This is a genomic window from Pseudomonas sp. 1912-s, assembly GCF_029269205.1.
GTDB lineage: Bacteria > Pseudomonadota > Gammaproteobacteria > Pseudomonadales > Pseudomonadaceae > Aquipseudomonas.
Window position 1 is genome coordinate 26,686 of sequence record NZ_JARIXR010000031.1, and the last position, 25,324, is coordinate 52,009.

The following is a 25,324-nucleotide window of genomic DNA, read 5'->3' on the forward strand; positions in this document are numbered from 1 at the left end:
CCGAGCATCACTGCCATGTCCATCGACCTCGACGAAATAATAAAAGCCCTGGCGCACCCAGTACGGCGAGACATCCTCAACTGGCTGAAAGACCCGAAAGTGCAATTCCCCGAGCAGATCCACAACCACGAGCACGGTATTTGCGCCGGGCAGATCGACCAGCGCTGCGGCCTGTCGCAGTCCACCGTGTCGGCGCACTTGGCGAACCTGCAACGGGCAGGGCTGATCAGCAGCCAGAAGGCGGGCCAGTGGCACTTTTTCAAACGCAATGAGGAGGTGATCCAAGCCTTCCTCAAAGCGCTCACCGAAGAACTCAGCACACCGCTGTAACAAGGACCCGACAATGCCTCTCTCGCTACTCATCCTGGCCTTAAGCGCCTTCGCCATCGGTACGACCGAGTTCGTCATCATGGGGCTGTTGCCCGATGTGGCGACCGACCTCGGTGTATCGATTCCCGGCGCCGGCTGGCTGGTGACCGGCTACGCCCTGGGCGTGGCCATCGGTGCGCCGTTCATGGCACTGGCCACCGCCAAGCTGCCACGCAAGGCCGCCCTGGTAGCGTTGATGGGCATCTTCATCATCGGCAACCTGCTCTGCGCACTGGCCAGTGACTACAACGTGCTGATGTTTGCCCGTGTGGTCACGGCGCTCTGCCACGGTGCCTTCTTCGGTATCGGTTCGGTGGTTGCGGCCAACCTGGTGCCGGCCAACAAGCGCGCTTCAGCCGTGGCATTGATGTTCACCGGTTTGACCCTGGCCAACGTGCTGGGCGTGCCGTTGGGTACTGCGCTGGGCCAGGAAGCCGGCTGGCGCTCGACCTTCTGGGCAGTGACGGTGATTGGGGTGATCGCATTGATCGGCCTGATCCGCTTCCTGCCGGCCAAGCGTGACGAGGAGAAACTCGACATGCGCGCCGAACTGGCCGCCCTCAAGGGTGCCGGGATCTGGTTGTCGCTGAGCATGACCGCGCTGTTCGCCGCCTCGATGTTCACCCTCTTTACCTACGTCGCGCCGCTGCTGGGGGATGTCACCGGTGTTTCGCCCAAAGGCGTGACCTGGACCCTGCTGCTGATCGGCCTGGGCCTGACCGTCGGCAACATCATCGGCGGCAAGCTGGCCGACAAACGCCTGGCCGCCACCCTGATCGGCGTATTTATCAGCATGGCGGTGGTGTCCACGGTACTGACCTGGACCAGCGTCGCCGTGATCCCGACTGAAATCACCCTGTTCCTCTGGGCCACCGCCTCGTTTGCCGCCGTACCGGCGCTGCAAATCAACGTGGTGACCTTCGGCAAGGCGGCGCCCAACCTCGTGTCCACCTTGAACATCGGCGCCTTCAACATCGGCAACGCCCTCGGCGCCTGGGTAGGCGGCAGCGTGATTGCCCATGGTTTCGGCCTGACCAGCGTGCCCCTGGCCGCTGCGGCTCTGGCGGTGCTCGCCCTGCTGGTGACCCTGATTACTTTCCGTCAGACCGGCGATGCCGACCTGGCCCCCGCGACCAACTGATCAACTAAAGAGAAGGGTGTTATCCCATGACGACTATTTTCGATCCCATCAAGCTGGGCGACCTGGAACTGTCGAACCGCATCATCATGGCGCCGCTGACCCGCTGCCGTGCCGACGCCGGCCGTGTGCCGAATGCGCTGATGGCCGAGTACTACGTACAACGTGCCTCCGCCGGGCTGATCCTCAGCGAAGCCACCTCCGTGACGCCAATGGGCGTGGGTTACCCGGATACCCCGGGCATCTGGTCAAACGACCAGGTGCGCGGCTGGGCCAACGTGACCAAGGCCGTACACGGCGCGGGCGGCAAGATCTTCCTGCAACTGTGGCACGTGGGCCGTATTTCCCATGAGTCCTACCTTGATGGTGAAACCCCGGTCGCGCCAAGCGCCATCCAGCCTAAAGGCCACGTCAGCCTGGTGCGCCCACTGGCCGACTACCCTACCCCGCGCGCCCTGGAAATCGCTGAAATCGCCGACATCGTCGACGCTTATCGCGTGGGCGCCGAGAACGCCAAGGCTGCCGGTTTTGACGGCGTGGAAGTTCACGGCGCAAACGGCTACCTGCTTGACCAGTTCCTGCAAAGCAGCACCAACCAGCGCACTGACAACTACGGCGGTTCCCTGGAAAACCGCGCACGCCTGATGCTCGAAGTGACTGACGCGGTGATTGAAGTGTGGGGCGCCGGCCGTGTAGGTGTGCACCTGGCACCGCGCGCCGACTCCCACGACATGGGCGACGCCAACCTGTCGGAAACCTTCACCTACATCGCCAAGGAGCTGGGCAAGCGTGGCATCGCGTTCATCTGCTCCCGTGAAAAGGAAGCGGGCGACAGCCTCGGCCCACAACTGAAAGCAGCCTTCGGCGGTCCTTACATCGCCAACGAACGCTTCACCAAGGACAGCGCCAACGCCTGGCTGGCCTCGGGCAAGGCAGACGCCGTCGCGTTCGGCGTGCCGTTCATCGCCAACCCGGACCTGCCGGCTCGTCTGAAGGCCGATGCTCCGCTGAACGAAGCTCATCCAGAGACGTTCTACGGCAAAGGCCCGGTCGGCTACATCGACTATCCGACCCTGGCCCTGTAATCGGCTGAAACGAAAAAGCCCCGGCTTGCGAGAGCCGGGGCTTTTTTTATGGGCCGCAGGAAACATTCCTTCACAGCCTTGCAACAATATTGCTACAAAATACTTAGCCAACTACCTATCAACCACCCGCCAGCCCGTATATAACGTCACCCCATAAATTCAGGGAAAAGGCTGATTGCCCTGCCCTGGCCTTTATTGTTGACACAACTGGTCGCAATTACGCATTTTGTCTTAATTGCGCAGGCCAGGGCTCAAGCGCAGCATGTCCAACGCGATATCGACCCATCGCTCTGCGTCCTGGGCCAACTGAAAACTATCGGGCACCAGCAGCCATTGGCCGAGAATTCCGTCGATATAGGCGTGCATGCACACAGCGGCACGCACGGTGTCGAGATTCTCCGGAAGCTGCCCGCGATGGACCGCGTTACGCAGGGTCAGCCCGATGCGCAGGTTGCATTCAAGGCTGGCGGTCTGGCGCTGACGGCGCAGATCACACATTTCATCGGTGAATTCGCACTTATGAAACAAAATCTCATTGATGCGCCGGGTCTTCGGGTCCAGGGCCACTTGATGGAACAGATGAATCAGCAGCTTGCGCATGCAACCCAGCGGATCGACCTCGTCCTCGCTCTCACTGGCCCTGGCCAACTCATCCAGCGGCTCGTGCAGCGTATCGAGCATCGCCTGCACCAGGTCGGCCTTGTTGCTGAAATGCCAGTAGATGGCACCGCGCGTCACGCCGGCCAGCGCGGCGATATCCGCCAGCGTGGTACGCGCAACCCCGCGCTCGTAAAAGGCTTGCTCGGCCGCTTCAAGAATCTGGCTGCGCGTTTCCTGAGCTTCCTCTTTGGTACGACGAACCATGGCAGTAAAACCTCAATCAGGACACTTGGGGTGGCCGGAAACGACCATCTGAATAATTGTGGGACGACGCCTTCATGGGCGCCGAACGTACTAGAATCGAGGCTTTGGACGGTGCTTTGTCAACATTCCGCGAAGCCTGTCAAGAGTTTACAAACAACCATGAACGTAAGTATATTGCGTAGCAAGCTACTTATCCACTCAGTGCCTGTTTTTTACCCTTCCACACTTCTTGTGCGCACTCTGCGCGCCTGACCCGAGGATCTTCATGCAACTTAAGCCAGCTGTTACCGCCCTGGTTACTGCCGTCGCCCTGGCATCGCTGCTCAGCGGATGTAAAAAGGAAGAAGCGGCTCCGCCCGCTCAAACCCCTCAGGTCGGCGTGGTCACTATTCAACCTCAAGCCTTTACCCTGACATCCGAGCTGCCAGGCCGCACCACGGCCTACCGCATTGCCGAGGTTCGCCCTCAGGTCAACGGCATCATTCTCAAGCGCCTGTTCAAGGAAGGCGGCGACGTTAAAGAAGGCCAGCAGCTCTATCAGATCGATCCGTCGGTGTATGACGCGTCCCTGAAAAGCGCCCAGGCCAACCTGGCCCAGACCAAATCGATTGCCGATCGCTACAAGCAATTGGTCGATGAGCAAGCGGTCAGCCGTCAGGAATACGACACTGCCGTGTCCAACCGCATGACCTCTGAAGCCAACCTGCAAACGGCCCAGATCAACGTGCGCTACACCAAGGTCTTCGCCCCGATCTCCGGGCGTATCGGCCGTTCTTCGGTGACCGAAGGCGCGCTGGTCAGCAATGGCCAGACCGACGCCATGGCAGTGATCCAGCAACTGGACCCGATCTACGTTGACGTCACGCAGTCCTCCGCCGAGATGCTGAAACTGCGTCGCGACCTGGAAAGCGGCCAACTGGAAAAAGCCGGCGACAATGCGGCCAAGGTCAAGCTGACCCTGGAAGACGGCAGCGACTACGGCGTGGAAGGCAAGCTGGAATTCTCCGAAGTCTCGGTCGACGAAACCACCGGTTCCGTGACCCTGCGCGCCGTGTTCCCGAACCCTGACCACACCCTGCTGCCGGGCATGTTTGTGCACGCGCAATTGCAAGCCGGTGTGAACAGCAAGGCCATCCTGGCACCACAGCAAGGCGTGACCCGCGACCTGAAGGGCATCCCGACCGCGCTGGTGGTGAACAAGGACAACAAGGTCGAGCAGCGTGTACTGGTCGCCAACCGGACTACCGGCGCCTACTGGCTGGTGGAAAAAGGCCTGAACGCCGGTGACCGCGTGATCACCGAAGGCCTGCAATTCATCAAGCCGGGCATCGAAGTCAAGGTCAAGGACGCGGATAACGCCAAGCCCGCCGGTTCCGCTGCTGCTCCTGCTGCCGCTGCTGGTCAAGGGGAGTAATTCATGTCGAAATTTTTTATCGACCGTCCCATTTTCGCCTGGGTAATTGCCCTGGTGATCATGCTGGTCGGGGCACTGTCGATCCTGAAGTTGCCCATCAACCAGTACCCGGCCATTGCGCCAACCGCCATTGATATCCAGGTGACCTACCCGGGCGCGTCTGCACAAACCGTGCAGGACACCGTGGTGCAGGTTATCGAGCAACAGCTCAACGGTATCGACAACCTGCGTTATGTCGCCTCGGACAGCAACTCCGACGGCAGCATGACCATCACCGCGACGTTCAACCAGGGTACCAACCCGGACATCGCCCAGGTTCAGGTACAGAACAAGCTCAACCTGGCGACCCCGCTGCTGCCACAAGAAGTACAGCAGCAAGGTATCCGCGTTACCAAGTCGGTGAAGAACTTCCTGATGGTGATCGGTCTGGTGTCGGAAGACGGCAGCATGACCAAGGATGACCTGTCCAACTACATCGTTTCCAACATCCAGGACCCGATTTCCCGGACCGCCGGTGTGGGTGACTTCCAGGTGTTCGGTTCCCAGTACGCCATGCGTATCTGGCTCGACCCGGCCAAGTTGAACAACTACCAGCTGACGCCAGTGGATGTCAGCAACGCCATCCAGGCGCAGAACGTCCAGGTGGCTACCGGCCAATTGGGCGGCCTGCCTGCCCTGCCCGGCACTCAGTTGAACGCCACCATCATCGGCAAGACGCGTCTGCAAACCACTGAAGCGTTCGGCAATATCCTGATGAAGGTCAACTCCGACGGCTCCCAGGTTCGCCTGGGTGACGTTGCGCGTATCGAACTGGGCGGCCAGAACTACAGCATCAGTGCACAGTTCAACGGCAAGCCGGCATCCGGTATGGCGATCAAGCTGGCAGCCGGTGCCAACGCACTGGACACCGCCAAGGCGATTCGCGAAACGGTTGCGTCCCTCGAACCGTTCTTCCCGCCTGGCATGAAGGCTGTGGTGCCGTATGACACCACCCCGGTGGTGACCGAATCGATCTCCGGTGTGGTTCACACCCTGGTCGAAGCGATCGTACTGGTGTTCCTGGTGATGTTCCTGTTCCTGCAGAACTTCCGCGCCACCATCATCACCACGATGACGGTACCAGTGGTATTGCTGGGTACCTTCGGGATCCTCGCGGCGTTCGGCTTCACCATCAACACCCTGACCATGTTCGGCATGATCCTGGCCATCGGCTTGCTGGTGGACGATGCGATCGTTGTGGTGGAGAACGTCGAGCGGGTAATGGCCGAGGAGCACTTGTCGCCCAAGGAGGCGACGATCAAGTCCATGGGCCAGATCCAGGGTGCCCTGGTGGGTATCGCCCTGGTACTGTCGGCGGTACTGCTGCCAATGGCGTTCTTCGGGGGTTCCACCGGTGTGATCTACCGGCAGTTCTCCATCACCATTGTTTCGGCGATGGCGTTGTCGGTACTGGTTGCGCTGATCTTCACCCCGGCCTTGTGCGCCACCATGCTCAAGCCGATTGACCCGGAAAAACACGGCCAACCCAAGCGCGGCTTCTTTGGCTGGTTCAACCGTACCTTCGACCGTGGCGTTCTGAGCTACGAGCGCGGCGTCGGTAACATGATCAAGCACAAGTTCCCGGCGTTCCTGGTCTATGTACTGATCCTCGCCGGCATGATCTGGATGTTCACCCGCATTCCAAGCGCGTTCCTCCCAGAGGAAGACCAGGGCGTGATCTTTGCCCAGGTACAAACGCCAGTGGGTTCTTCGGCTGAACGTACGCAGAAAGTCATCGACGATATGCGCGCCTACCTGTTGAACGACAAGGAAGGCGAGCCAGGCGAAGGCAAAGCGGTTAAATCGGTGTTTACCGTAAACGGCTTCAACTTCGCCGGTCGTGGCCAGAGCTCGGGCCTCGCGTTCGTGATGCTCAAGCCGTGGGATGAGCGTGATTCGACCCAGTCGGTATTTGAGGTTGCCAAGCGCGCCCAGGGTTACTTCTTCGGGGCCTTCAAGGACGCCATGGTATTTGCCGTGGTGCCACCGTCGGTACTCGAACTGGGTAACGCCACCGGCTTCGACGTGTTCCTGCAAGACCAGGGCGGCGTCGGCCACCAGAAGTTGATGGACGCGCGTAACCAGTTCCTCGGTGCCGCAGCACAAAGCAAGATCCTGGCGGGCGTGCGCCCCAACGGCGTGAACGATGAGCCGCAGTACGAGCTGACCGTTGACGACGAGAAGGCCAGCGCCCAGGGCATCAGCCTGGCAGACATCCAGCAGACCCTGGCAATTGCCCTGGGTGGCAGCTACATCAACGACTTCATCGACCGTGGTCGTGTGAAGAAGGTGTATGTACAGGGTGACGCCGCCAGCCGGATGTCTCCGGAAGACCTGAGCAAATGGTACGTGCGCAGCACGTCCGGGAAGATGGTGCCCCTGTCGGCCATTTCTTCGGGCAAGTGGATCTTCGGTTCGCCGAAACTCTCGCGCTATAACGGTGTAGCGGCGATGGAAATCCTCGGTACCCCGGCGCCTGGCTACAGTACCGGTGATGCGATGGCGGAAGTCGAACGCATTGCCAAGGACCTGCCAGCCGGTGTCGGCTACTCGTGGACCGGCCTGTCGTACGAAGAACGCCTGTCCGGTTCCCAGGCGCCTGCGCTGTACGCCCTGTCGCTGCTGGTAGTGTTCCTCTGCCTGGCGGCACTGTACGAAAGCTGGTCGATCCCGATCGCGGTGATTCTGGTTGTGCCGCTGGGTGTGATCGGTGCCCTGATCGCCACCAGCCTGCGGGGACTGTCCAACGACGTGTTCTTCCAGGTGGGCCTGTTGGTGACGGTGGGTCTGGCGGCGAAAAACGCCATCCTGATCGTGGAGTTCGCAAAAGAGCTCCACGAACAGGGCAAAGGTATCGTCGAGTCGGCCATCGAGGCATCCCGCATGCGTCTGCGACCGATCATCATGACGTCCATGGCGTTCATGCTCGGCGTACTGCCCCTGGCGATTTCCACCGGTGCCGGCTCAGGTAGCCAGCACGCCATCGGTACGGGCGTAATTGGCGGTATGATCACCGCCACGGTCCTCGCGATCTTCTGGGTACCGCTGTTCTTCGCAACCGTGTCCTCCGCTGGCGAACGTAAAAAGACTGAACCCAAGCAAACTCCTAAAGAGGCTGGCCAATGAGCAAGTCGCTACTTTCCTTAGCTGTCACGGCATTCGTGCTCAGTGGCTGCTCGCTGATCCCGGACTACCAGCGCCCTGAAGCGCCGGTAGCCGCGCAGTTCCCGCAGGGGCCGGCGTATTCGTCGGCCCAGGCGCCGAGCCAGGCCGCTGCCGAGCAAGGCTGGAAGCAGTTTTTCCATGACCCTGCCCTGCAACAGCTGATCCAGACCGCGCTGGTGAACAACCGCGACCTGCGTGTCGCGGCCCTGAACATCGACGCGTATGCCGCGCAGTACCAGATCCAGCGTGCCGACCTGTTCCCGGCGGTTTCGGCCACCGGCAGCGGCAGCCGTTCGCGTACCCCGGCCAAACTGTCGCAGACCGGCGAAGCAGGCATCACCAGCCAATATTCGGCGGGCCTGGGGATCAGCTCTTATGAGCTGGACCTGTTCGGCCGCGTGCGCAGCCTGAGCGAGCAAGCGCTGCAACAATACTTCGCGACCGAAGAAGCCCGTCGCACCACCCAGATCAGCCTGGTGGCCAGCGTGGCCAATGCCTACCTGACCTGGCAGGCCGACAAGGAACTGCTCAAGCTCACCCAGGACACCCTGGGCGCGTACGAGCAGAGCTTCAAGCTCACCTCCCGCAGCAACGAAGTCGGCGTGGCGTCGGCCCTGGACCTGAGCCAGGCCCGTACCTCGGTGGAAAACGCCCGGGTTGCACTGGCGCGTTACACCCGCCAGGTGGCCCAGGACGAAAACAGCCTGACCCTGCTGCTGGGCACCGGCCTGCCGGCGAATATCGTCAGCCGGCCATTGGCTGACGACCTCTTGAGCGAAGTACCGGCCGGCCTGCCGTCGGACCTGCTGCAACGTCGTCCCGACATCCTGCAGGCCGAGTACAACCTCAAGGCGGCCAACGCCAACATCGGCGCGGCACGGGCGGCGTTCTTCCCGAGCATCAGCCTGACCGCCAGCGCCGGTACCGCAAGCCCGACGCTGGGCGGCCTGTTCAAGGGCGGTTCGGGTACCTGGTCGTTCGCACCGCAGATCAACATCCCGATCTTCAACGCCGGCAGCCTGCGCGCCAGCCTGGATTACTCGAAAATCCAGAAAGAGATCAACGTCGCGAACTACGAGAAAGCGATCCAGACCGGCTTCCAGGAAGTCTCCGACGGCCTCGCCGCCCGCGAGACCTACAAGCAGCAACTGGACGCCCAACGTGGCTTCGTCGCGGCCAACCAGGATTACTACCGCCTGGCCGAGCGTCGCTACCGCATTGGTGTCGACAGCAACCTGACGTTCCTCGACGCCCAGCGCCAACTGTTCAGTGCCCAGCAATCGCTGATCACCGACCGCCTGGCGCAGCTCAACAGCGAGGTCAACCTGTACAAGGCCCTCGGTGGTGGCTGGAACGAGCAAACCGCGAAGAATGAACCGTTGAAAGAAGAAGCACCGGCGCTGAAGTTGTTCTGATAGCCCCGTAACTCAGAAAAACCGCTTCCCTCGGGAAGCGGTTTTTTTATGCCTGCAACACCGATTAACTGTGGGAGCTGGCGAGCCCTGGCGAGGCTGCGATGGGATCGCTGCGGTGTTTCTGGCAGACCGCGTCGTCTGCATCGCGGGCAAGCCCGGCTCCCATAGGGGAGTGCATTACAGATCCGGAAGCGGCACTGCTCTGATGCGGGTTGCGTTTCGCGCCGGACATCAGGGTAAAATTGGTAACAGATTCTTACAGACCACAGAGGGAGCTTGTCGTAATGATCGTAGGAATCGACTTGGGGACCACCAACAGCCTTGCCGCCGTCTGGCGCGGCGACACCACCGAGTTGGTGCCCAACGCCCTTGGCCAGTTCCTGACCCCAAGCGTGGTCGGGCTGGATGACCAGGGCCGCATCCTGGTAGGCCAGGCCGCACGCGAGCGGCTGCACACTCACCCGCAGCTGACCACCTCGTTGTTCAAGCGCTACATGGGCAGCGCCACTGAAGTGCGCCTGGGCGACCGGCTGTTACGCCCGGAAGAACTCTCGGCGCTGGTGCTCAAAAGCCTGAAAGAAGACATCGAGCGCACGTACGGCCACACCGTCACGGAAGCCGTGATCAGCGTGCCCGCCTATTTCAGCGACGGCCAACGCAAGGCCACCCGCATCGCCGGTGAGCTGGCGGGGCTGAACATCGAAAAACTGATCAACGAACCCACTGCGGCCGCCCTCGCCTATGGCCTGCACCAGCGGGACAAGGAAACCTCGTTCCTGGTGTTCGACCTCGGCGGCGGCACCTTTGACGTGTCGATCATCGAGCTGTTCGACGGGGTCATGGAAGTGCGCGCCAGCGCCGGTGACAACTTCCTCGGCGGCGAAGACTTCGACACCCTGCTGCTCGACCATTTCATCGACAGCCAGCGCAACGTCCAGGGCTTCCCGCCACGTGCGTCGGTGCTGCAACCCCTGCGGCGCGAAGCCGAACGCGTGCGCAAGGCCCTCGGCCAGGACGACAGCGCCGAATTCACGTTGCGGGTGGACGGCCAGCAATGGACCCACACCATCACCCAGCAGGAACTGGCCAAGCTCTTCACGCCGCTGCTGGAGCGCCTGCGCACCCCGATCGAACGGGCGCTGCGGGACGCGCGCATCCGGGTCGGCGACCTGGACGAAATCCTGCTGGTGGGCGGCACCACGCGCATGCCGCTGGTGCGCAAACTGGCGGCCGGGCTGTTCGGGCGCTTCCCGTCCATCAGCCTCGACCCTGACCAGGTCGTCGCCCACGGTGCTGCAATTCAGGCCGCGCTCAAGGCACGTTCGGCGGCGCTGGAAGAAGTGGTGCTGACCGACGTCTGCCCCTACAGCCTGGGCATCGAAACCTCGACCCAGTATGGCAACCAGATCGAAAGCGGCCATTACCTGCCGCTGATCGAGCGCAACAGCAGCGTGCCGGTGAGCCGCGTCAAAACCGTGCACACGATGCACGACAACCAGACCCAGGTACTGCTGAAAATCTTCCAGGGTGAAAGCCGCCTGGTGAAAGACAACATCAAGCTCGGCGAACTGGAGATTGATGTGCCCAAGCGCAAGGCCGGCGAAGTCTCGCTGGATGTGCGCTTCACCTACGACAACAACGGCCTGCTGGAAGCCCAGGTGAGTATTCCGCTGACGGGCGAGCAACACTCGCTGGTCATCGAGAACAACCCCGGCGTACTGACCGCCCACGAAATCCAGCAACGCCTGCAAGCCCTGGCGCTGCTGAAGATTCACCCCAGGGACCAACAGGTCAACACCGTGCTGACCGCCCGCCTGGAGCGGCTGTACCAGGAAAACCTCGGGGAGTTGCGCGAACAACTGGGCCATTGGGCGGCGCAGTTTCAGCAAGTGCTCAATACCCAGGACGAACGCCGCATCCGTGAAGCGCGCGCTGAACTCACCCGGCAACTGGAACAACTGGACAGTGGCATCTGGCGCTAGGGAGCCTGCGACATGGAATGTTGGACAGTGTTGCAACTGCCGGAAGACGCCGACGAACGCAGCATCAAGCGCAGCTATGCGCGCCTGCTCAAAAGCTGCCGCCCGGATGACGACGCCGAAGGCTTCCAGCGCCTGCGGGAGGCTTACGAACAGGCGCTGAACATCGCACGCTGGCGGGCCGAGCATGAAGAGGACGAAGCCGACGTCATTGAAGCCCCGGTGGCCGAACTGGCCCACGGCGACCTGAATGAGTACTCGGACTTTATCGACGCACGCCCCGTCAGCCCTGCCCCGTTCGAGCCACCGCCCGAGCAGAGCCGCGCACACGCCCTGATCAAAGGGCTGACCGCAACCAACCTCAACGAACGCTGGGAGCAGGCGCAGCAGCAACTGCGCGCGGATGCCTTCCAGGCGGCCCTGCTGCGCCATTGCTTCGACACCCCTGGCGAACGCGGTGCGATTGCCGCCTGGGCCGTGCACCATCTGGAGTGGCTGACGCCGTGGCAGAGCGTGGTGATGACGCCCTGGCAGCACGAAGCACTCACCAACGAGCTACTCCAGGAATACCGCCAGGCGCTCCACGAACGGCTGGAACAAAAGGCCGAGCGCGAGTTCGTCAACCAACTCAAGGCCTACAACCAACAACCCTGGCTGCGGGTGTTCGACCTGCAGCAACAGTGGCAACGCATCGTCCTGCAATTGCTCCACGACACCCAGTGGAGCGTGCCGCTGTTCGAGCGGGTGTCCCAGGCCTTTGGCTGGGACGACCAGAAAGGTGTGCACCCGGAGCCCGAATGGATGTGGACCGGCCTGTTGGAGCGCTGCCAGCAGGAAAGCTTCTACGACAACCTGCTGGCCAAAGCCAAGGAGGGTCCGCGCAATTCACCCGATGTCCTGGCGGCGCGGTTGTTGCTGACGCCCATGTCCGCCACGCAGCAGCATCGCTTCACGGACCCGTTTGGCGGCAACGAATGGAACGCCTGCCAGCATCTGTCTGAAACCCTGGCCTGGCGCTACCCGCAATTGCTGGAGCGGCTGCCCCAGCCCGAGGTGTTTTTCTGGCGCAAGTTCCTGCCGCGTCCCGTCTCTTATCAGAGCTGGGCCCGGGTGTGGGGCGGCTTGGCCATCGCCAGTGGCCTGGCGTTTTATCAGCAGAAAAAAACCACGCTGGTCGCCGAAATGGTCATGTTCATGTTGCTGACCTTCATCCCGGCCATGATCGCCATTCGTGGCACCCAGTTATGGGCCGCCTTCACGTCCCGGCTGATCGTCCCGGACCTGTGGCTGAGCGAACGCCTGTTGCCCAAACGCTTCAACCCTCACCAATACTGGCTGGTGCTGCGCCACGGCATCCCGCAAGTGGGCATGCTGTTGATGTTCGGCTTCGTGCTGGGGCTGATGGGGATGCTGGGCTACCTGGGCATGATTCTGATCAGCCTGTTTCACCGCCGGCGCATAGGTGAAGTGAGCGAAAGCTTCAATGAGAAATGGCCGTGGATCTGCGGCCTGCACTGGGGCTACTGGAGCCCGCTGCAAGTGGGGTTCCTGATCGTGATGGTGGCGGCAACCCTCGCCTGCCAGAAATACCTGCCCGCCTTTCCCTGGACCAGCCTCACCGCTTCCCGCCTGTAATCCCCCGAAACGCCGGCCGGCCCTTCCCCGGGGCCGGCCCCGCAACTTGCGTTCGATCATCGCCCAGAACCCGCTTCCCCCCAATTGAAACGCCCCCGCACCGCCCCGCACCATGGCCCGCACCTGCATAACCCCAATAACAACAGGTCTAACGCCATGAGCATTCTTCACCCGCGCCAGCTATTGCTGGCGACCGCTGTTGCCAGTCTCGCCCTTCCCGTGCTCGCCGAAGAACACGGCTTTCTCGAAGACGCCAGCGCCAACCTCAACCTGCGCAATTTCTTCTTCAACCGTAACTTCACCAACCCGACCAAGGCCCAGGGCGGCGCCCAGGAGTGGACCCAGAGCTTCATTCTCGACGCCAGGTCCGGCTTCACCCAGGGCACCGTCGGGTTCGGCATGGACGTACTGGGCCTGTACTCGGAAAAGCTCGACGGCGGGCGCGGCACCGGCGGCACCCAACTGCTGCCGCTGGACCACGACGGACGGCCCGCCGATAACTTCGGTCGCCTGGGCGTCGCGTTCAAGGCCCGGATCTCGAAGACCGAAGTGAAGGTCGGCGAGTGGATGCCGGTGCTGCCGATCCTGCGCTCCGATGACGGCCGCTCACTCCCGCAAACCCTGCGCGGCGGCCAGATCACCTCCAAAGAGATCGACGGCCTGACCCTCTACGGTGGCCAGTTCCGCGCCAACAGCCCGCGGGACGACAGCAGCATGACCGAGATGTCGATGTTCGGAAAAACCGCCTTCACCTCCGACCGTTTCAACTTCCAGGGCGGCGAATATGCCTTCAACGACAAGCGCACCCAGATCGGCGTGTGGAACGCCCAACTCAAGGACATCTACCGCCAGCAATACCTCAACCTGATCCACAGCCAGCCCGTGGGCGACTGGACCCTGGGCGCCAACCTCGGGTTCTTCTACGGCAAGGACGACGGCAGCGCCCGCGCCGGCGACCTCGACAACAAGACCTGGTCCGGACTGTTCTCGGCCCGATACGGTGGCAACACCTTCTACATCGGCCTGCAAAAACTCACCGGCAACAGCGCCTGGATGCGGGTCAACGGCACCAGCGGCGGCACCCTGGCCAACGACAGCTACAACGCCAGCTATGACAACGCCCAGGAAAAATCCTGGCAGGTGCGCCACGACTACAACTTTGTCGCCCTGGGCATTCCAGGCCTGACGGTGATGAACCGCTATATCAGCGGCAGCAACGTACACAGCGGCACGGTGACCGACGGCCGGGAATGGGGCCGGGAAAGTGAAGTGGGCTACACGGTGCAGAGCGGAACATTGAAGGACCTCAATGTGCGCTGGCGCAATTCCAGCATGCGCCGGGACTACAACAACAATGAGTTTGATGAAAACCGGTTGATCGTCAGTTACCCGATCTCGCTGCTCTAATGCTGGAAGTCCCATGGTTGTGACTGCACTGGGAAAACGCTCACCTATTTGAAAATTTTTCCCCTACGGTCGGTAGGGAAATGACACAACCCCAAATGAACCAACTCCATCGTTGCACCAATAACAACCTGTTCCGACCAACACTTCACTTAATGTTTGCAAGATGGAGCAACACCATGACGACAGTAACTTCAGGCAACCCAAGTCCATTCTCCTGGAATGACTGGCGACAAAAACTGGACGAAAAACATACGGCAAGCACCTCACACCACCAGAGCGCCCATCAGGAGCCGCCCCACAACAAGGAAGCTGGCCAGCGCCAACGGCACCGATCTCACTCTTCCGGTCACTTCACTCAACACAAGTACGACGCGACCCCACCACCCGCAAAACCCGCTGTCACACCACCCGGTAACGAGTACCGCGCCAACGAATTCGTTTGGACCGATCTTGTCAACGTGCCCAGGTCTGCGAGTGGAGCTCCCGTGACCCACGAATTTGACAATGGCAATGTCAAAATAACCTCGTCGCCCATGCACCAGGGAAGCTTCAACGGCACGGCTACCCCGCGAAACAAGGTCACCATCGAAACGGGTAATCAGGACGATCACGTTGAGATAAAGACCCTACAGTCCGGGGGCATCGTGGCCGAAATCAATGGAAAAGCCTACGAGCTCCCCATCGAAAACGTGGGTGCAATGGCTGGGCTGCTTGAAATAAAAACCAACGGTGGGAAAGATCAAGTAAACGTCGCCAAAAATATCTGGTTCGAAACGCAGATCAGCCTCAACGATGATCATCGTGTATCAGGCCGAAATGGCTACACGTCCGCACCTGAATCCTCTGACAAAAAAACGTTTTCGGAGGCAGACGCTATCCCGGTGGCTTCCCAAATGAAGCAAGAGGGTGATAGCCGGGTCTTCAAGAAGGGCGATGTAACCATTTCATATGATCAAAACAAGCACTCCGACCGGCCCGGGGATGGTGTCACACAAATTAAGACAGGCAACGGTGATGACAAGGTTCGCATCAGTGCCGCCGCCGATGGTTCATTAATGGCCAATATCAATGGGGAGTCATTTTTGCTACCCGTCAAAAATGACCCCACCGGACAATCGCGACTGTTTCTCCAAACCCAGGAAGGTAGCGATAACGTCACCATCGACTCGAACGTTAAAAACTTCTCTTATATCAACTTGGGCGCGGACAAGTCGGGGACGGTTTATACCGGCGGTGGATTTGTCTCCGGCCCGGAAGAAACGAAGCAGGACCAACAATATAGAAACCAGAACTACACCCCGGTTTAAAACCGCCTGAGTGACCAGGCTGTGCGCGCTCGTCAGCCTGGCAAAAAACTGCGACGAACTTGCTGTATGGTGCGCGCGTGTCATGGATGACCGAAACCCGCAGCCAACGTCTTTCGAGTCCGCCGTACACCATGAAACCCTTCGCCGCCGTATCGGCCCTATTGGTCCTGGCCCTGAGCCTCAGCGGCTGCATCAGTCCGCCCCTGGCCCTGACACCGCAGACCGAACAACGCCTGAAAACCGAGGCGCCGATTCGTTTTTTACTGACCTTCGATGACGGCCCCAGCGCCTCGGGTTTTATGAACCCGAGCCGTTCGGTGATGGCTGACCTGGCGAATAACCCGATACAGCCGGGCATCAAGGCGGTGTTCTTTTTGCAGACCGAGGCGCCCCGCTCCGGCGGCAACCCTCGGGGTCGCAAGACCATGGAGCGTGAGTACGCGGCCGGCCATATCCTGGCCTTCCACACCGCGACCCCGTGGCACAGCAATCATCGCTCGCAGAATCCGGTTGAACTGGAACACTACCTCAGCCTGGGTTCATCGACCCTTGAATCCATCACCGGCCAGCCGCCCACACTGGTGCGCCCGCCGTTCTGGAATTACGACAAACGCACCTTCGCCGCGTACCAGCAGCATGGCCTGCACGTATTGCTCACAGACTTGAGTGCAAACGACGGGGTGATCTGGGTCTTCAATGGCAGCCCCCGGCGCCGGGAAAACCTGATCCGCCAGTTGTCGGTACTGCGCGAGCGCATTGCCAAGGGTGAGTTACCGACCGTGGACGGTGTGATCCCGGTGGTGGTGACCTTTCACGACATCAACCGCTACACCGCCTGGCACCTGAAGGAATACCTGCAAATCCTGATGGACAGTGCGCGCATTAATGGCGTGCCAGTCGCCCCGCAGCCGTTCTACACCGACCGGGCCGCCTTGCAGCGCGCCGCCATGGCGCGCACGGTGAAGGACGCCGACGAAGTGGTGCACCTGCCGGGCGTATGGAATTGGGTGTGGGACGCTGACTCGCATTAACTGCGCGACTCAACCCCCAGCTCATCCCACACCGACTCGGCCAGATGAAACGTCGCATTGGCCGCCGGAATCCCGCAGTAGATCGCGCTCTGCATCAGCACTTCCTTGATCTCGGCGCGGGTCACGCCGTTACTCGCGGCGGCGCGCAGGTGCAGCTTCAACTCTTCGCTGCGGTTCATGCCGATGAGCATGGCGATGGTGATCAGGCTACGGGTATGCCGCGCCAGGCCTGGGCGGGTCCAGATATCACCCCAGGCGTGGCGGGTGATCATTTCCTGAAACTCGCTGTTGAACTCGGTCAGGGCATTGAGGCTGCGGTCGACATGGGCGTCGCCCAGCACTTCGCGGCGCACTTGCAGGCCCTCGGCATAACGTTGTTTCTCGTCCACAAAACGCTCCTCATACAACGGTGACGACAGGCACATACCTGTGGCGAGGGAGCTTGCTCCCGTTGGGTCGCGCAGCGGCCCCAGTGAGGCCGCTGCAGGGTTATACAAATAGTTGAGTTGCGGCTGCTTAGGGGCTGCTACGCAGCCCAACGGGAGCAAGCTCCCTCGCCACAGGGTTCAGCGAAACTCAGCGGGCTAACAGAAATTCCAGTACGCGGTCGCTGAACGCGGCCCCGGCCTGTACGTTGGACAGGTGCGCGGCGTAGAACTCGGCGTACTCGGCGCCCTTCACGTGTTCCTGGATAAAGTGCCCACCGGCCGGCGGCGTAACCGCATCTTCACTGCCCGCAATCACCAGGGTCGGCACCTTGATCGACACCAGTTGCTCACGGAAATCCGCATCGCGCACCGCCGCGCAATTGGCGGCATACCCCTGGGGATTGGTCGCCGCCAGCATGTCGGTGATCAGCGTGGCTTGATCAGGGTGGGCCTCGGCGAAGTCGGCGGTGAACCAGCGTGCGATCGACGCATCACGCAGGGCAACCATCGCTGCCGCGCCGTCCCGCAGGACCATCTCGATGCGCGGGTTCCAGATCTCCGGCGTGCCGATTTTCGCGGCGGTGTTGCACACCACCAGCCGACGCAAACGCTCGCCCGCATGAATACCCAGCCACTGGCCGATCAGGCCGCCCATGGACAACCCGCAAAAATGCGCGCGTTCGATCTGCAATGCATCCAGCAACGCCAACACGTCACGGCCCAACTGCTCGATGCTGTAGGGGCCTTCGGTCACCAGGGATTTGCCGTGGCCACGGGTATCGAAGCGCAGCACCCGGAAGTACTTCGTGAACGCCTCGATCTGGATGTCCCACATGTGCAGGTCGGTGCCCAGGGAGTTGGACAGCACCAGCACCGGTGCGTCTTCGGGGCCATCGAGTTGGTAGTTCAGTTCGCCATCGGCGAGTTGTACAAATCCCACAGCAGCCTCCTCAGGCAGTCAATGCAAAATGTTCGGCAACGGCCCGGGTAACCCAGGTGTGTGCCTGGCCCAGGTAGTGCGCCGGGTCCAGCAGGCGATCGAGTTCGGCGGCCGAGAGCTCGGCCGTCACTTGCGGTTCATCACCCAGCACCGCCCGCAGGTGGCGCCCGTCGGCGACGGCGCGTTTGCAACATTGTTCCAGCAGATGGTGCGCGGTTTCGCGGCCCAGCCGTTGGGCGAGGACGATGCTGACCGCTTCAGCCAGGACCAGGCCCTGGGTCAGGTCGAGATTCTGTGCCATGCGCTCGGGGTCGACTTCCAGGCCTGCGCTGACCAACAGCGCCTGATGCAATGCACCGGACACCAGCCGGCAAATCTCCGGCAGGGTTTCCCATTCGGCGTGCCACAGGCCCAGGCTGCGCTCGTGCTCCTGAGGCATGGCGCTGAACATCGTCGCCACCAGGCCCGGCACGCGGGTCGCGGCGCTGATCAGCACGGCGGCGCCCACCGGGTTGCGCTTGTGGGGCATGGTCGAAGAACCGCCTTTGCCGGGCGCCGACGGCTCGAACACTTCCGCCGCTTCGGTCTGCATCAACAGGCTGATGTCGCGGCCCAGTTTGCCGAGGCTGCCGGCGATCAGGCCAAGCACCGAGGCAAACTCCACCAGGCGGTCGCGCTGTGTGTGCCAGGGTTGTTCCGGCAGGCCCAGTTGCAACTCGGCGGCCAGGGCTTGCGCCACCGGCATCGCCTGTTCGCCGAGGGCCGCCAGGGTTCCGGAAGCACCGCCAAATTGCAGCACCAGCAGGCGCGGCTTGAGTTCGCTGAGGCGTTGCCGACTGCGGCTGACTGCACCGAGCCAGCCGGCGATTTTCATGCCCAGCGTGACCGGCGTTGCGTGCTGCAGCCAGGTCCGACCCGCCAAGGGGGTTGCTGCATAACGTTGAGCCTGCGCGGCAAGGATGTCACCCAGCCGCGCCAGGTCATGCTCGATCAGCTCGACCGCGCTGCGCAGTTGCAGCACCAGCCCAGTGTCCATCACATCCTGGCTGGTAGCGCCCAGATGCACATAACGTTCGGCGCCGGCGTCTTCGCTGGCGATCAACTTGCCGAGGGCCTTGACCAACGGAATCGCGGAGTTGCCCGCGGTGGCGATCGCCTCACCAAGGGCATCAACGTCGTAGAGAGAAGCCAGGCAGGCCTGGGCAATCGGCGCGACGGCGGCTTGCGGGATCAACCCCACCTGAGCCTCGGCCCGCGCCAGGGCCGCTTCGAAGTCCAGCATGCCCTGCAAGCGCCCCTGGTCGCAGAACACTTCGGCCATGCGGTTGGCGGTGAAATAGGCGTCGAACAGTTGGTTGCTCGTGCGCATCGTCATAGAACATCCCTAGGTGGCGCATACCCGGCAACGGGCATGCGCCAGCCGGTTACAGATCGTGGTGCAAGTACGCCGCCTCTTTGGGCAGGCGCAAGCTGAACAGGAACGCCACCGCCATCATCGCCGTGACGTACCAGTAGAAGGTGTTTTCCATGCCCAAAGACTTAAGGCCCAGGGCCACGTACTCCGCCGAACCACCGAAGATCGCGTTCGCCACCGCATACGCCAGGCCCACGCCCAGCGCACGCACTTGCGGCGGGAACATTTCAGCTTTCACCAGGCCGCTGATGGAGGTGTAGAAACTCACGATGGCCAGGGCCAGGGTGATCAGCACAAAGGCCAGGAACGGGCTGCTGACGGTTTTAAGGGTCAGCAGGATCGGCACGGTGAACAGCGTGCCCAGGGCGCCGAACCACAGCATCGAATTACGCCGGCCGATCTTGTCCGCCAGCATGCCGAATACCGGCTGCATGCACATGTAGAAGAACAGCGCGCCGGTCATGATGTAGCTGGCCGTCTTGGCGTGCATCCCGGCGGTGTTCACCAGGTACTTCTGCATGTAGGTGGTGAACGTGTAGAAAATCAGCGAACCGCCGGCGGTGTAGCCAAGCACGGTGATAAACGCCGCCTTGTGATCGCGGAACAACGCGGCAATGCTGCCGGCGTCCTTGTCTTCACGCATTTCCTTGCTGGTGGTTTCTTTCAGGGTGCGACGCAGCAACAGCGAGATCACCGCGGCAATGGCGCCGATTACAAACGGAATCCGCCAGCCCCAGGCCCGCAGTTCTTCTTCGGTGAGGATCTGTTGCAGGATCACCACCACCAACACCGCCAGCAGTTGCCCGCCAATCAGCGTCACGTACTGGAACGAGGCGAAGAACCCGCGCTGGCCCTTGAGGGCGACTTCACTCATGTAGGTGGCGGTGGTGCCGTATTCGCCGCCTACCGACAGGCCCTGGAACAGCCGGGCGACCAGCAGCAAGGCCGGGGCCCAGGCGCCGATGTCTTTGTAGGTGGGCAAAAAGGCGATGACCAGGGAACCGGCGCACATCATCAGCACCGAGATCATCATGGAATTCTTGCGACCGTGTTTATCCGCCACCCGGCCGAACAGCCAGCCGCCGATGGGGCGCATCAGGAAGCCGGCAGCGAACACGCCTGCGGTGTTGAGCAATTGCACGGTGGGGTCGTCCGACGGGAAAAACGCCGGGGCGAAATAGATGGCGCAGAAGGCATAGACGTAGAAGTCGAACCATTCGACGAGGTTGCCGGAGGAGGCACCGACAATCGCAAAAATCCTTTTGCTGCGTTCTTCTCCGGTGTAGTGACTCGTTTTTGTTGTCATGTTTTTTTCACTCAGTGGGAACGGTTATAGCCTAGACATACTTTGCAACAACCATGTTCCGCAAGCAGACTTTTGGATATTTGTTGCCTGTGCCGGCCTCATCGCGAGCAAGCCCGCTCCCACATTTGGAATGCATCCCCCTGTGGGAGCTGGCTTGCCTGCGATAGATCCCCAGCCAACTCAGTAATCGAAGAACACCGTCTCTTCGTCTGTGCCCTGCAAAATCACATTCCACTGATACACACCCGCTGCATCCGCCTTGGCGATCAACGTGCGCCGCCGCTCCTGCGGCACACACGCCAGCAGCGCGTCATCCTCATTCAGCGCCTCACCGTCAAAGTAAATCCGCGTCAGCAGGTGCTTCACCAACCCACGGGCAAACACCAGCACCACCAGGTGCGGCGCCTGGGTCGTGCCCTTCAACCCCGGCACGCTGCCCGGCTTGATGGTGGTAAAGCGAAACCGCCCTTCCGCATCCACCGGCACCCGGCCGAAGCCTTCGAAGTTGGGGTCCACCGGTTTGTCCTGCTCATCCTCGGGATGGTCGTACTTGCCGGCCGCATTGGCCTGCCAGACTTCCAGCATGGCGTCGTTGACCACATCGCCGTTGCCATCCACCACCTGCCCGGTGATCGCCACGCGCTCACCGAGGGTCTCGGCTACGGTCAGGTCTTCGCGGTTCAGCCAGGTCAGGCCGATGTGGTAATACGGCCCGACGGTGTGGGAAGTAGTCGCGTTGAGGCTCATCTCATTTCTCCATCGGCGTGGCGTCGCGGCCGCGCAGGACGATGTCCCAGCGGTAGCCGAGGGCATAGTGCGGAATGGTTTTTTCCAGATCGAACGAGGCGATCAGGCGTTCCTTGGCGGACGTGTCCGGGACGCAGTTATAGATCGGGTCGTAGGCCAGCAACGGGTCGCCGGGGAAATACATCTGCGTCACCAACCGCGTCAGCACACTCGGGCCAAACAGCGAGAAGTGAATGTGCGCCGGGCGCCAGGCGTTGTGGTGGTTGCCCCACGGGTAGGCGCCGGGCTTGATGGTCTGGAACTGGTACCAGCCATCGGCGTCGGTGACGGTGCGCCCGGTACCGGTGAAGTTCGGGTCCAGCGGTGCGTCGTGCTGGTCGCGCTTGTGGTTGTAGCGGCCGGCGGCATTGGCCTGCCAGATTTCCACGAGGATGCCGGGCACGGGCAAGCCGTTTTCATCCAGCACGCGCCCGTGAATGATGATGCGCTCGCCCTGGGGCTCGCCTTCGTGCTGGGCAGTCAGGTCGCTGTCCTTCTCGTTGATCCGCTCGGCGCCGATGGTCGGGCCGGTGATTTCCGACAGGGAATGGGGCAGGAACACCAACGGCCTGGACGGCGAACGCAGGTTCGTCGACTGGTAGGCCGGGTGCAGGTAATCAGGCTGAGTACCCGCTTGCGGGCGCCGGTATCCGGGCTTGTCACTCATGGAGCAATCCTCTTTATTCTCGTGGGGCTCAAACGCGTTCGATCGCCAGGGCCAAACCCTGGCCAACACCAACACACATGGTCGCCAGGCCTTTGCTGCCGCCGGTTTTTTCCAGTTGATGCAGGGCGGTCAGTACCAGGCGCGCGCCGCTCATGCCCAGCGGATGGCCGAGGGCAATCGCGCCGCCGTTCGGGTTGACCTGAGGTGCATCGTCGGCAATCCCCAGTTCGCGCAGCACGGCCAGGCCCTGGCTGGCGAAGGCTTCGTTGAGTTCGATCACATCAAAATCGGTCACCGCCAGGGCCAGGCGCTCCACCAGTTTGCGCACGGCCGGCACCGGGCCGATGCCCATCACACGCGGCGCCACACCCGCGCTGGCCATGCCCAGCACACGAGCGCGAGCGGTCAGGCCGTGTTTTTTGACGGCTTCAGCGGAGGCCAGGATCAGCGCTGCGGCACCGTCGTTGACGCCCGAGGCGTTGCCTGCGGTGACGGTCTTGTCCGGACCGTTAACCGGCTTGAGTTTGGCCAGGGCTTCCAGGGTGGTGTCGGCCCGAGGATGCTCGTCGTGCTCGACCACGGTCTCGCCTTTTTTGTGGGCGACGCGCACCGGCACGATTTCTTCAGCGAAGAAGCCGGCGGCCTGTGCTGCGGCAGTACGTTGCTGGCTGCGCAGGGCGAAGGCGTCCTGGTCGGCGCGGGAGACTTTATAGTCGTCGGCCACGTTGTCAGCGGTTTGCGGCATCGGGTCGACGCCGTACTGGGCCTTCATCAACGGGTTGATGAAGCGCCAGCCGATGGTGGTGTCTTCCAGCTTCATGTTGCGCGAGAACGCCGCATCCGCCTTGCCCATGACGAACGGCGCACGGGACATCGACTCGACGCCACCGGCAATTGCCAGTTCCATCTCGCCACTGGCGATGGCGCGGAAGGCCGTGCCGATGGCGTCCATGCCCGAAGCGCACAGGCGGTTCAGGGTGACGCCGGGAATGCTCTCCGGCAGGCCGGCCAGCAGCGCCGCCATGCGCGCCACGTTGCGGTTGTCTTCGCCGGCCTGGTTGGCGCAGCCGAGGAACACTTCGTCCACCGCGTTCCAGTCCACCGACGGGTTGCGTTCCATCAAAGCCTTGATCGGCAATGCCGCCAGGTCATCGGCGCGGACGGTGGACAAGCCACCGCCAAAACGGCCGATGGGGGTACGAATGGCGTCACAGATAAATACGTCGCGCATCAGGCTTCTCCGGGGGCTTGGCCGTGGGCGGCAGCGGTGCGTGCTTCAAGGTCGCGCAGGGCGGTCAGTTCAATGTCGGTCGGTGCGGCGCTGGTGGTGACCTGGTCGGCAAAACGAATCGCCCAACCGGTGGCGGCCACCACTTGCTCACGGGTCACGCCGGGGTGCAGGGCGGTGACGACAAACTCGTGGCTGCCCTCCTCCGGTTCCATGATGCACAGGTCGGTAATAATCCCTACGGGACCGGCGCCTGGCAGACCCAGGCGTTTGCGCGAGTCGCCGCCTTCGCCGTGGCCCACCGAAGTGATGAAATCCAGCTTGTCGACAAACGAACGGGCCGACTGCTTGAGGATGATCAGCACGCTCTTGGCAGAACCGGCGATCTCCGGCGCGCCACCGGCACCCGGCAGGCGCACTTTGGGCTGGTGATAATCACCGACCACGGTGGTGTTGATGTTGCCGAAACGGTCGACCTGGGCCGCACCGAGGAAGCCGACGTCAATGCGCCCGCCCTGCAGCCAGTAGCGAAAAATCTCACCGGTCGGCACCACGGTGTCGGCGGTTTCCGCCAGTTCGCCGTCACCGATGGACAGCGGCAGCACCGACGGTTTGGCGCCAATCGGGCCGGACTCGTAGATCAGCACCACATCAGGCGACGACGTCAGGCGTGCCAGGTTGGCAGCCTTGGAGGGCAGGCCGATGCCGACAAAGCACACCGAGCCGTTCTTCAGGCGGCGCGCGGCGGCGACGGTCATCATTTCGTTGGTGGAGTAAGCCATTATTTGGCCTCCTGCGCGGTGGCCAGCTTGGCCTGGAATTCACTGAAATTGGCGGTGCCGTGGATGTATTCGTTGATCCACGCGGTAAACGTCTCACGGTCCCGGGCGATCGGGTCCCAGGCCTGATAGAAACGGTTGTCCCGCTCTGTGTAACCGTGGGCGTAGGACGGATGCGCGCCGCCGGGCACGTGGCACACGGCAGTCAGGGCCCAGGTTGGCAGAACACAAGCGTTCATCGGTGCATTCAGGTCATCGACAATTTCTTCGACGGTGACGATGCAGCGCTTGGCCGCCAGGGCCGCTTCCTTCTGCACCCCGAGGATGCCCCACAGCAGCACGTTGCCCTTGCGGTCAGCCTTTTGGGCGTGGATCACGGTGATGTCCGGGCGCACCGACGGCACGGCTGCCAGCACTTCACCGGTGAACGGGCACGTCACGGTCTTGATCAGCGGGTTGACCTTGGGCAGGTCGGAGCCGGCGTAGGCGCGCAGCACCGCGAACGGCAGGCCGGAGGCGCCGGCGACGTAGGCATTGGCCAGGTCGGCGTGGCTGTGCTCTTCGATCTCCAGCGGTTGCGGCCATTGTTTTTCAACGGCGTCCCGCAGGCGATGCAGGGAGCCCACACCCGGGTTGCCGCCCCACGAGAAAATCAATTTGCGTGCACAGCCGGCGCCGATCAACTGGTCGTAGATCAGGTCGGGGGTCATGCGCACCAGCGTCAGGTCTTTCTTGCCCTGACGAATGATTTCATGACCTGCCGCCGTAGGGATCAGGTGAGTAAAGCCTTCGAGTGCAACGGTGTCGCCGTCATTCACGAACTGCTTTACCGCATCAGCCAGCGAAAGAATTTCAGCCATGGGGTGGGCTCCCGGTATCGATCGAAAAAGGCGCTGGAGGCAGCGCCGAAGTGTTTGAAGATTAAGCC

Annotated in this window: 21 protein-coding genes; 11 read left to right on the forward strand and 10 right to left on the reverse strand. The window is 61.9% G+C overall.

The genetic code is table 11. The annotated features are described in order from the left end of the window. Positions 1-15: 15 nt before the first annotated feature. Genes P3C29_RS27520 through P3C29_RS27530 form a run of 3 tightly spaced genes read left to right on the forward strand, consistent with a single transcriptional unit; the run spans position 16 to position 2,592 of the window. On the forward strand, positions 16-330 hold the full coding sequence (locus P3C29_RS27520; protein WP_010176662.1) for a helix-turn-helix transcriptional regulator: 315 nt from the start codon (positions 16-18) through the stop codon (positions 328-330). Positions 331-343: 13 nt separating this feature from the next. Then, positions 344-1,510 carry an MFS transporter gene (locus P3C29_RS27525; RefSeq protein WP_010176663.1) on the forward strand — a complete coding sequence of 389 codons (1,167 nt, stop codon included), beginning with the start codon at positions 344-346 and terminating at the stop codon, positions 1,508-1,510. Between the two features lie 26 nt (positions 1,511-1,536). Further along, positions 1,537-2,592 carry an alkene reductase gene (locus P3C29_RS27530; protein ID WP_010176664.1) on the forward strand — a complete coding sequence of 352 codons (1,056 nt, stop codon included), beginning with the start codon at positions 1,537-1,539 and terminating at the stop codon, positions 2,590-2,592. Between the two features lie 231 nt (positions 2,593-2,823). On the opposite strand, the gene P3C29_RS27535 is transcribed toward P3C29_RS27530, so the two are convergent. Then, positions 2,824-3,456 carry a TetR family transcriptional regulator gene (locus P3C29_RS27535; protein WP_003219798.1) on the reverse strand — a complete coding sequence of 211 codons (633 nt, stop codon included), beginning with the start codon at positions 3,454-3,456 and terminating at the stop codon, positions 2,824-2,826. A gap of 265 nt (positions 3,457-3,721) precedes the next feature. On the opposite strand from P3C29_RS27535, the gene P3C29_RS27540 reads away from it, so the two are divergent. The 8 genes from P3C29_RS27540 to P3C29_RS27575 all read left to right on the forward strand — a co-directional run bounded on the left by P3C29_RS27540 (position 3,722) and on the right by P3C29_RS27575 (position 16,848). After that, positions 3,722-4,870, forward strand: a complete 1,149-nt coding sequence (locus tag P3C29_RS27540; protein WP_010176665.1) for an efflux RND transporter periplasmic adaptor subunit — start codon at positions 3,722-3,724, stop codon at positions 4,868-4,870. Between the two features lie 3 nt (positions 4,871-4,873). Continuing rightward, positions 4,874-8,035 (forward strand): efflux RND transporter permease subunit, encoded by a 3,162-nt coding sequence (locus P3C29_RS27545; protein WP_010176666.1) that lies wholly within the window; start codon positions 4,874-4,876, stop codon positions 8,033-8,035. After that, a complete protein-coding gene (gene adeC, locus P3C29_RS27550) occupies positions 8,032-9,489 on the forward strand; it encodes an AdeC/AdeK/OprM family multidrug efflux complex outer membrane factor (RefSeq protein WP_275965928.1) in 1,458 nt (485 codons plus the stop codon). Before P3C29_RS27545 ends, adeC begins: the two co-directional genes overlap by 4 nt. Before the next feature lie 284 nt (positions 9,490-9,773). Next, a complete protein-coding gene (locus P3C29_RS27555; protein WP_275965929.1) occupies positions 9,774-11,471 on the forward strand; it encodes a molecular chaperone HscC in 1,698 nt (565 codons plus the stop codon). Between the two features lie 12 nt (positions 11,472-11,483). Then, positions 11,484-13,103 (forward strand): J domain-containing protein, encoded by a 1,620-nt coding sequence (locus tag P3C29_RS27560; RefSeq protein ID WP_275965930.1) that lies wholly within the window; start codon positions 11,484-11,486, stop codon positions 13,101-13,103. A gap of 156 nt (positions 13,104-13,259) precedes the next feature. Further along, complete coding sequence (locus P3C29_RS27565; protein ID WP_275965931.1) at positions 13,260-14,510, forward strand: OprD family porin; 1,251 nt, start codon at positions 13,260-13,262, stop codon at positions 14,508-14,510. Between the two features lie 176 nt (positions 14,511-14,686). Beyond that, positions 14,687-15,817 carry a hypothetical protein gene (locus P3C29_RS27570; protein ID WP_201121531.1) on the forward strand — a complete coding sequence of 377 codons (1,131 nt, stop codon included), beginning with the start codon at positions 14,687-14,689 and terminating at the stop codon, positions 15,815-15,817. A gap of 131 nt (positions 15,818-15,948) precedes the next feature. Further along, positions 15,949-16,848, forward strand: a complete 900-nt coding sequence (locus P3C29_RS27575; protein ID WP_201121948.1) for a polysaccharide deacetylase family protein — start codon at positions 15,949-15,951, stop codon at positions 16,846-16,848. On the opposite strand, the gene pcaC is transcribed toward P3C29_RS27575, so the two are convergent. From pcaC to P3C29_RS27620, 9 genes are all read right to left on the reverse strand, one after another. Then, on the reverse strand, positions 16,845-17,237 hold the full coding sequence (gene pcaC, locus P3C29_RS27580) for a 4-carboxymuconolactone decarboxylase (protein WP_275965932.1): 393 nt from the start codon (positions 17,235-17,237) through the stop codon (positions 16,845-16,847). The two genes, P3C29_RS27575 and pcaC, sit on opposite strands and share 4 nt — an antisense overlap. A gap of 187 nt (positions 17,238-17,424) precedes the next feature. Next, positions 17,425-18,216: a 3-oxoadipate enol-lactonase gene (gene pcaD / locus P3C29_RS27585; RefSeq protein WP_201121532.1), complete on the reverse strand. Its 792-nt coding sequence runs from the start codon at positions 18,214-18,216 to the stop codon at positions 17,425-17,427. A 10-nt stretch (positions 18,217-18,226) separates the two neighbouring features. Continuing rightward, a complete protein-coding gene (locus P3C29_RS27590) occupies positions 18,227-19,591 on the reverse strand; it encodes a 3-carboxy-cis,cis-muconate cycloisomerase (RefSeq protein WP_275965933.1) in 1,365 nt (454 codons plus the stop codon). A gap of 49 nt (positions 19,592-19,640) precedes the next feature. Next, the gene (locus tag P3C29_RS27595; RefSeq protein WP_010176673.1) at positions 19,641-20,936 is read right to left on the reverse strand and encodes an MFS family transporter; all 1,296 of its coding nucleotides are present in this window, start codon (positions 20,934-20,936) and stop codon (positions 19,641-19,643) included. A 180-nt stretch (positions 20,937-21,116) separates the two neighbouring features. Then, positions 21,117-21,683 carry a protocatechuate 3,4-dioxygenase subunit alpha gene (pcaG, locus tag P3C29_RS27600; protein WP_010176674.1) on the reverse strand — a complete coding sequence of 189 codons (567 nt, stop codon included), beginning with the start codon at positions 21,681-21,683 and terminating at the stop codon, positions 21,117-21,119. A gap of 1 nt (position 21,684) precedes the next feature. Then, positions 21,685-22,389 carry a protocatechuate 3,4-dioxygenase subunit beta gene (gene pcaH / locus P3C29_RS27605; protein WP_201121536.1) on the reverse strand — a complete coding sequence of 235 codons (705 nt, stop codon included), beginning with the start codon at positions 22,387-22,389 and terminating at the stop codon, positions 21,685-21,687. 28 nt (positions 22,390-22,417) lie between these two features. Beyond that, positions 22,418-23,623 (reverse strand): 3-oxoadipyl-CoA thiolase, encoded by a 1,206-nt coding sequence (gene pcaF, locus P3C29_RS27610; RefSeq protein WP_275965938.1) that lies wholly within the window; start codon positions 23,621-23,623, stop codon positions 22,418-22,420. After that, positions 23,620-24,402 (reverse strand): CoA-transferase subunit beta, encoded by a 783-nt coding sequence (locus P3C29_RS27615; RefSeq protein ID WP_201121953.1) that lies wholly within the window; start codon positions 24,400-24,402, stop codon positions 23,620-23,622. The genes pcaF and P3C29_RS27615 overlap by 4 nt, the downstream gene beginning before the upstream one ends. Further along, positions 24,399-25,256: a CoA transferase subunit A gene (locus P3C29_RS27620; RefSeq protein ID WP_003219830.1), complete on the reverse strand. Its 858-nt coding sequence runs from the start codon at positions 25,254-25,256 to the stop codon at positions 24,399-24,401. Before P3C29_RS27620 ends, P3C29_RS27615 begins: the two co-directional genes overlap by 4 nt. Positions 25,257-25,324 lie beyond the last annotated feature (68 nt).

Bases quoted from the DNA above. Each gene is read 5' to 3' on its own strand.
- P3C29_RS27520 (WP_010176662.1), top strand. From the start codon at position 16: ATGTCCATCGACCTCGACGAAATAATAAAAGCCCTGGCGCACCCAGTA.
- P3C29_RS27525 (WP_010176663.1), top strand. From the start codon at position 344: ATGCCTCTCTCGCTACTCATCCTGGCCTTAAGCGCCTTCGCCATCGGT.
- P3C29_RS27530 (WP_010176664.1), top strand. From the start codon at position 1,537: ATGACGACTATTTTCGATCCCATCAAGCTGGGCGACCTGGAACTGTCG.
- P3C29_RS27535 (WP_003219798.1), bottom strand. From the start codon at position 3,456: ATGGTTCGTCGTACCAAAGAGGAAGCTCAGGAAACGCGCAGCCAGATT.
- P3C29_RS27540 (WP_010176665.1), top strand. From the start codon at position 3,722: ATGCAACTTAAGCCAGCTGTTACCGCCCTGGTTACTGCCGTCGCCCTG.
- P3C29_RS27545 (WP_010176666.1), top strand. From the start codon at position 4,874: ATGTCGAAATTTTTTATCGACCGTCCCATTTTCGCCTGGGTAATTGCC.
- adeC (WP_275965928.1), top strand. From the start codon at position 8,032: ATGAGCAAGTCGCTACTTTCCTTAGCTGTCACGGCATTCGTGCTCAGT.
- P3C29_RS27555 (WP_275965929.1), top strand. From the start codon at position 9,774: ATGATCGTAGGAATCGACTTGGGGACCACCAACAGCCTTGCCGCCGTC.
- P3C29_RS27560 (WP_275965930.1), top strand. From the start codon at position 11,484: ATGGAATGTTGGACAGTGTTGCAACTGCCGGAAGACGCCGACGAACGC.
- P3C29_RS27565 (WP_275965931.1), top strand. From the start codon at position 13,260: ATGAGCATTCTTCACCCGCGCCAGCTATTGCTGGCGACCGCTGTTGCC.
- P3C29_RS27570 (WP_201121531.1), top strand. From the start codon at position 14,687: ATGACGACAGTAACTTCAGGCAACCCAAGTCCATTCTCCTGGAATGAC.
- P3C29_RS27575 (WP_201121948.1), top strand. From the start codon at position 15,949: ATGAAACCCTTCGCCGCCGTATCGGCCCTATTGGTCCTGGCCCTGAGC.
- P3C29_RS27590 (WP_275965933.1), bottom strand. From the start codon at position 19,591: ATGACGATGCGCACGAGCAACCAACTGTTCGACGCCTATTTCACCGCC.
- P3C29_RS27595 (WP_010176673.1), bottom strand. From the start codon at position 20,936: ATGACAACAAAAACGAGTCACTACACCGGAGAAGAACGCAGCAAAAGG.
- pcaG (WP_010176674.1), bottom strand. From the start codon at position 21,683: ATGAGCCTCAACGCGACTACTTCCCACACCGTCGGGCCGTATTACCAC.
- pcaH (WP_201121536.1), bottom strand. From the start codon at position 22,389: ATGAGTGACAAGCCCGGATACCGGCGCCCGCAAGCGGGTACTCAGCCT.
- P3C29_RS27620 (WP_003219830.1), bottom strand. From the start codon at position 25,256: ATGGCTGAAATTCTTTCGCTGGCTGATGCGGTAAAGCAGTTCGTGAAT.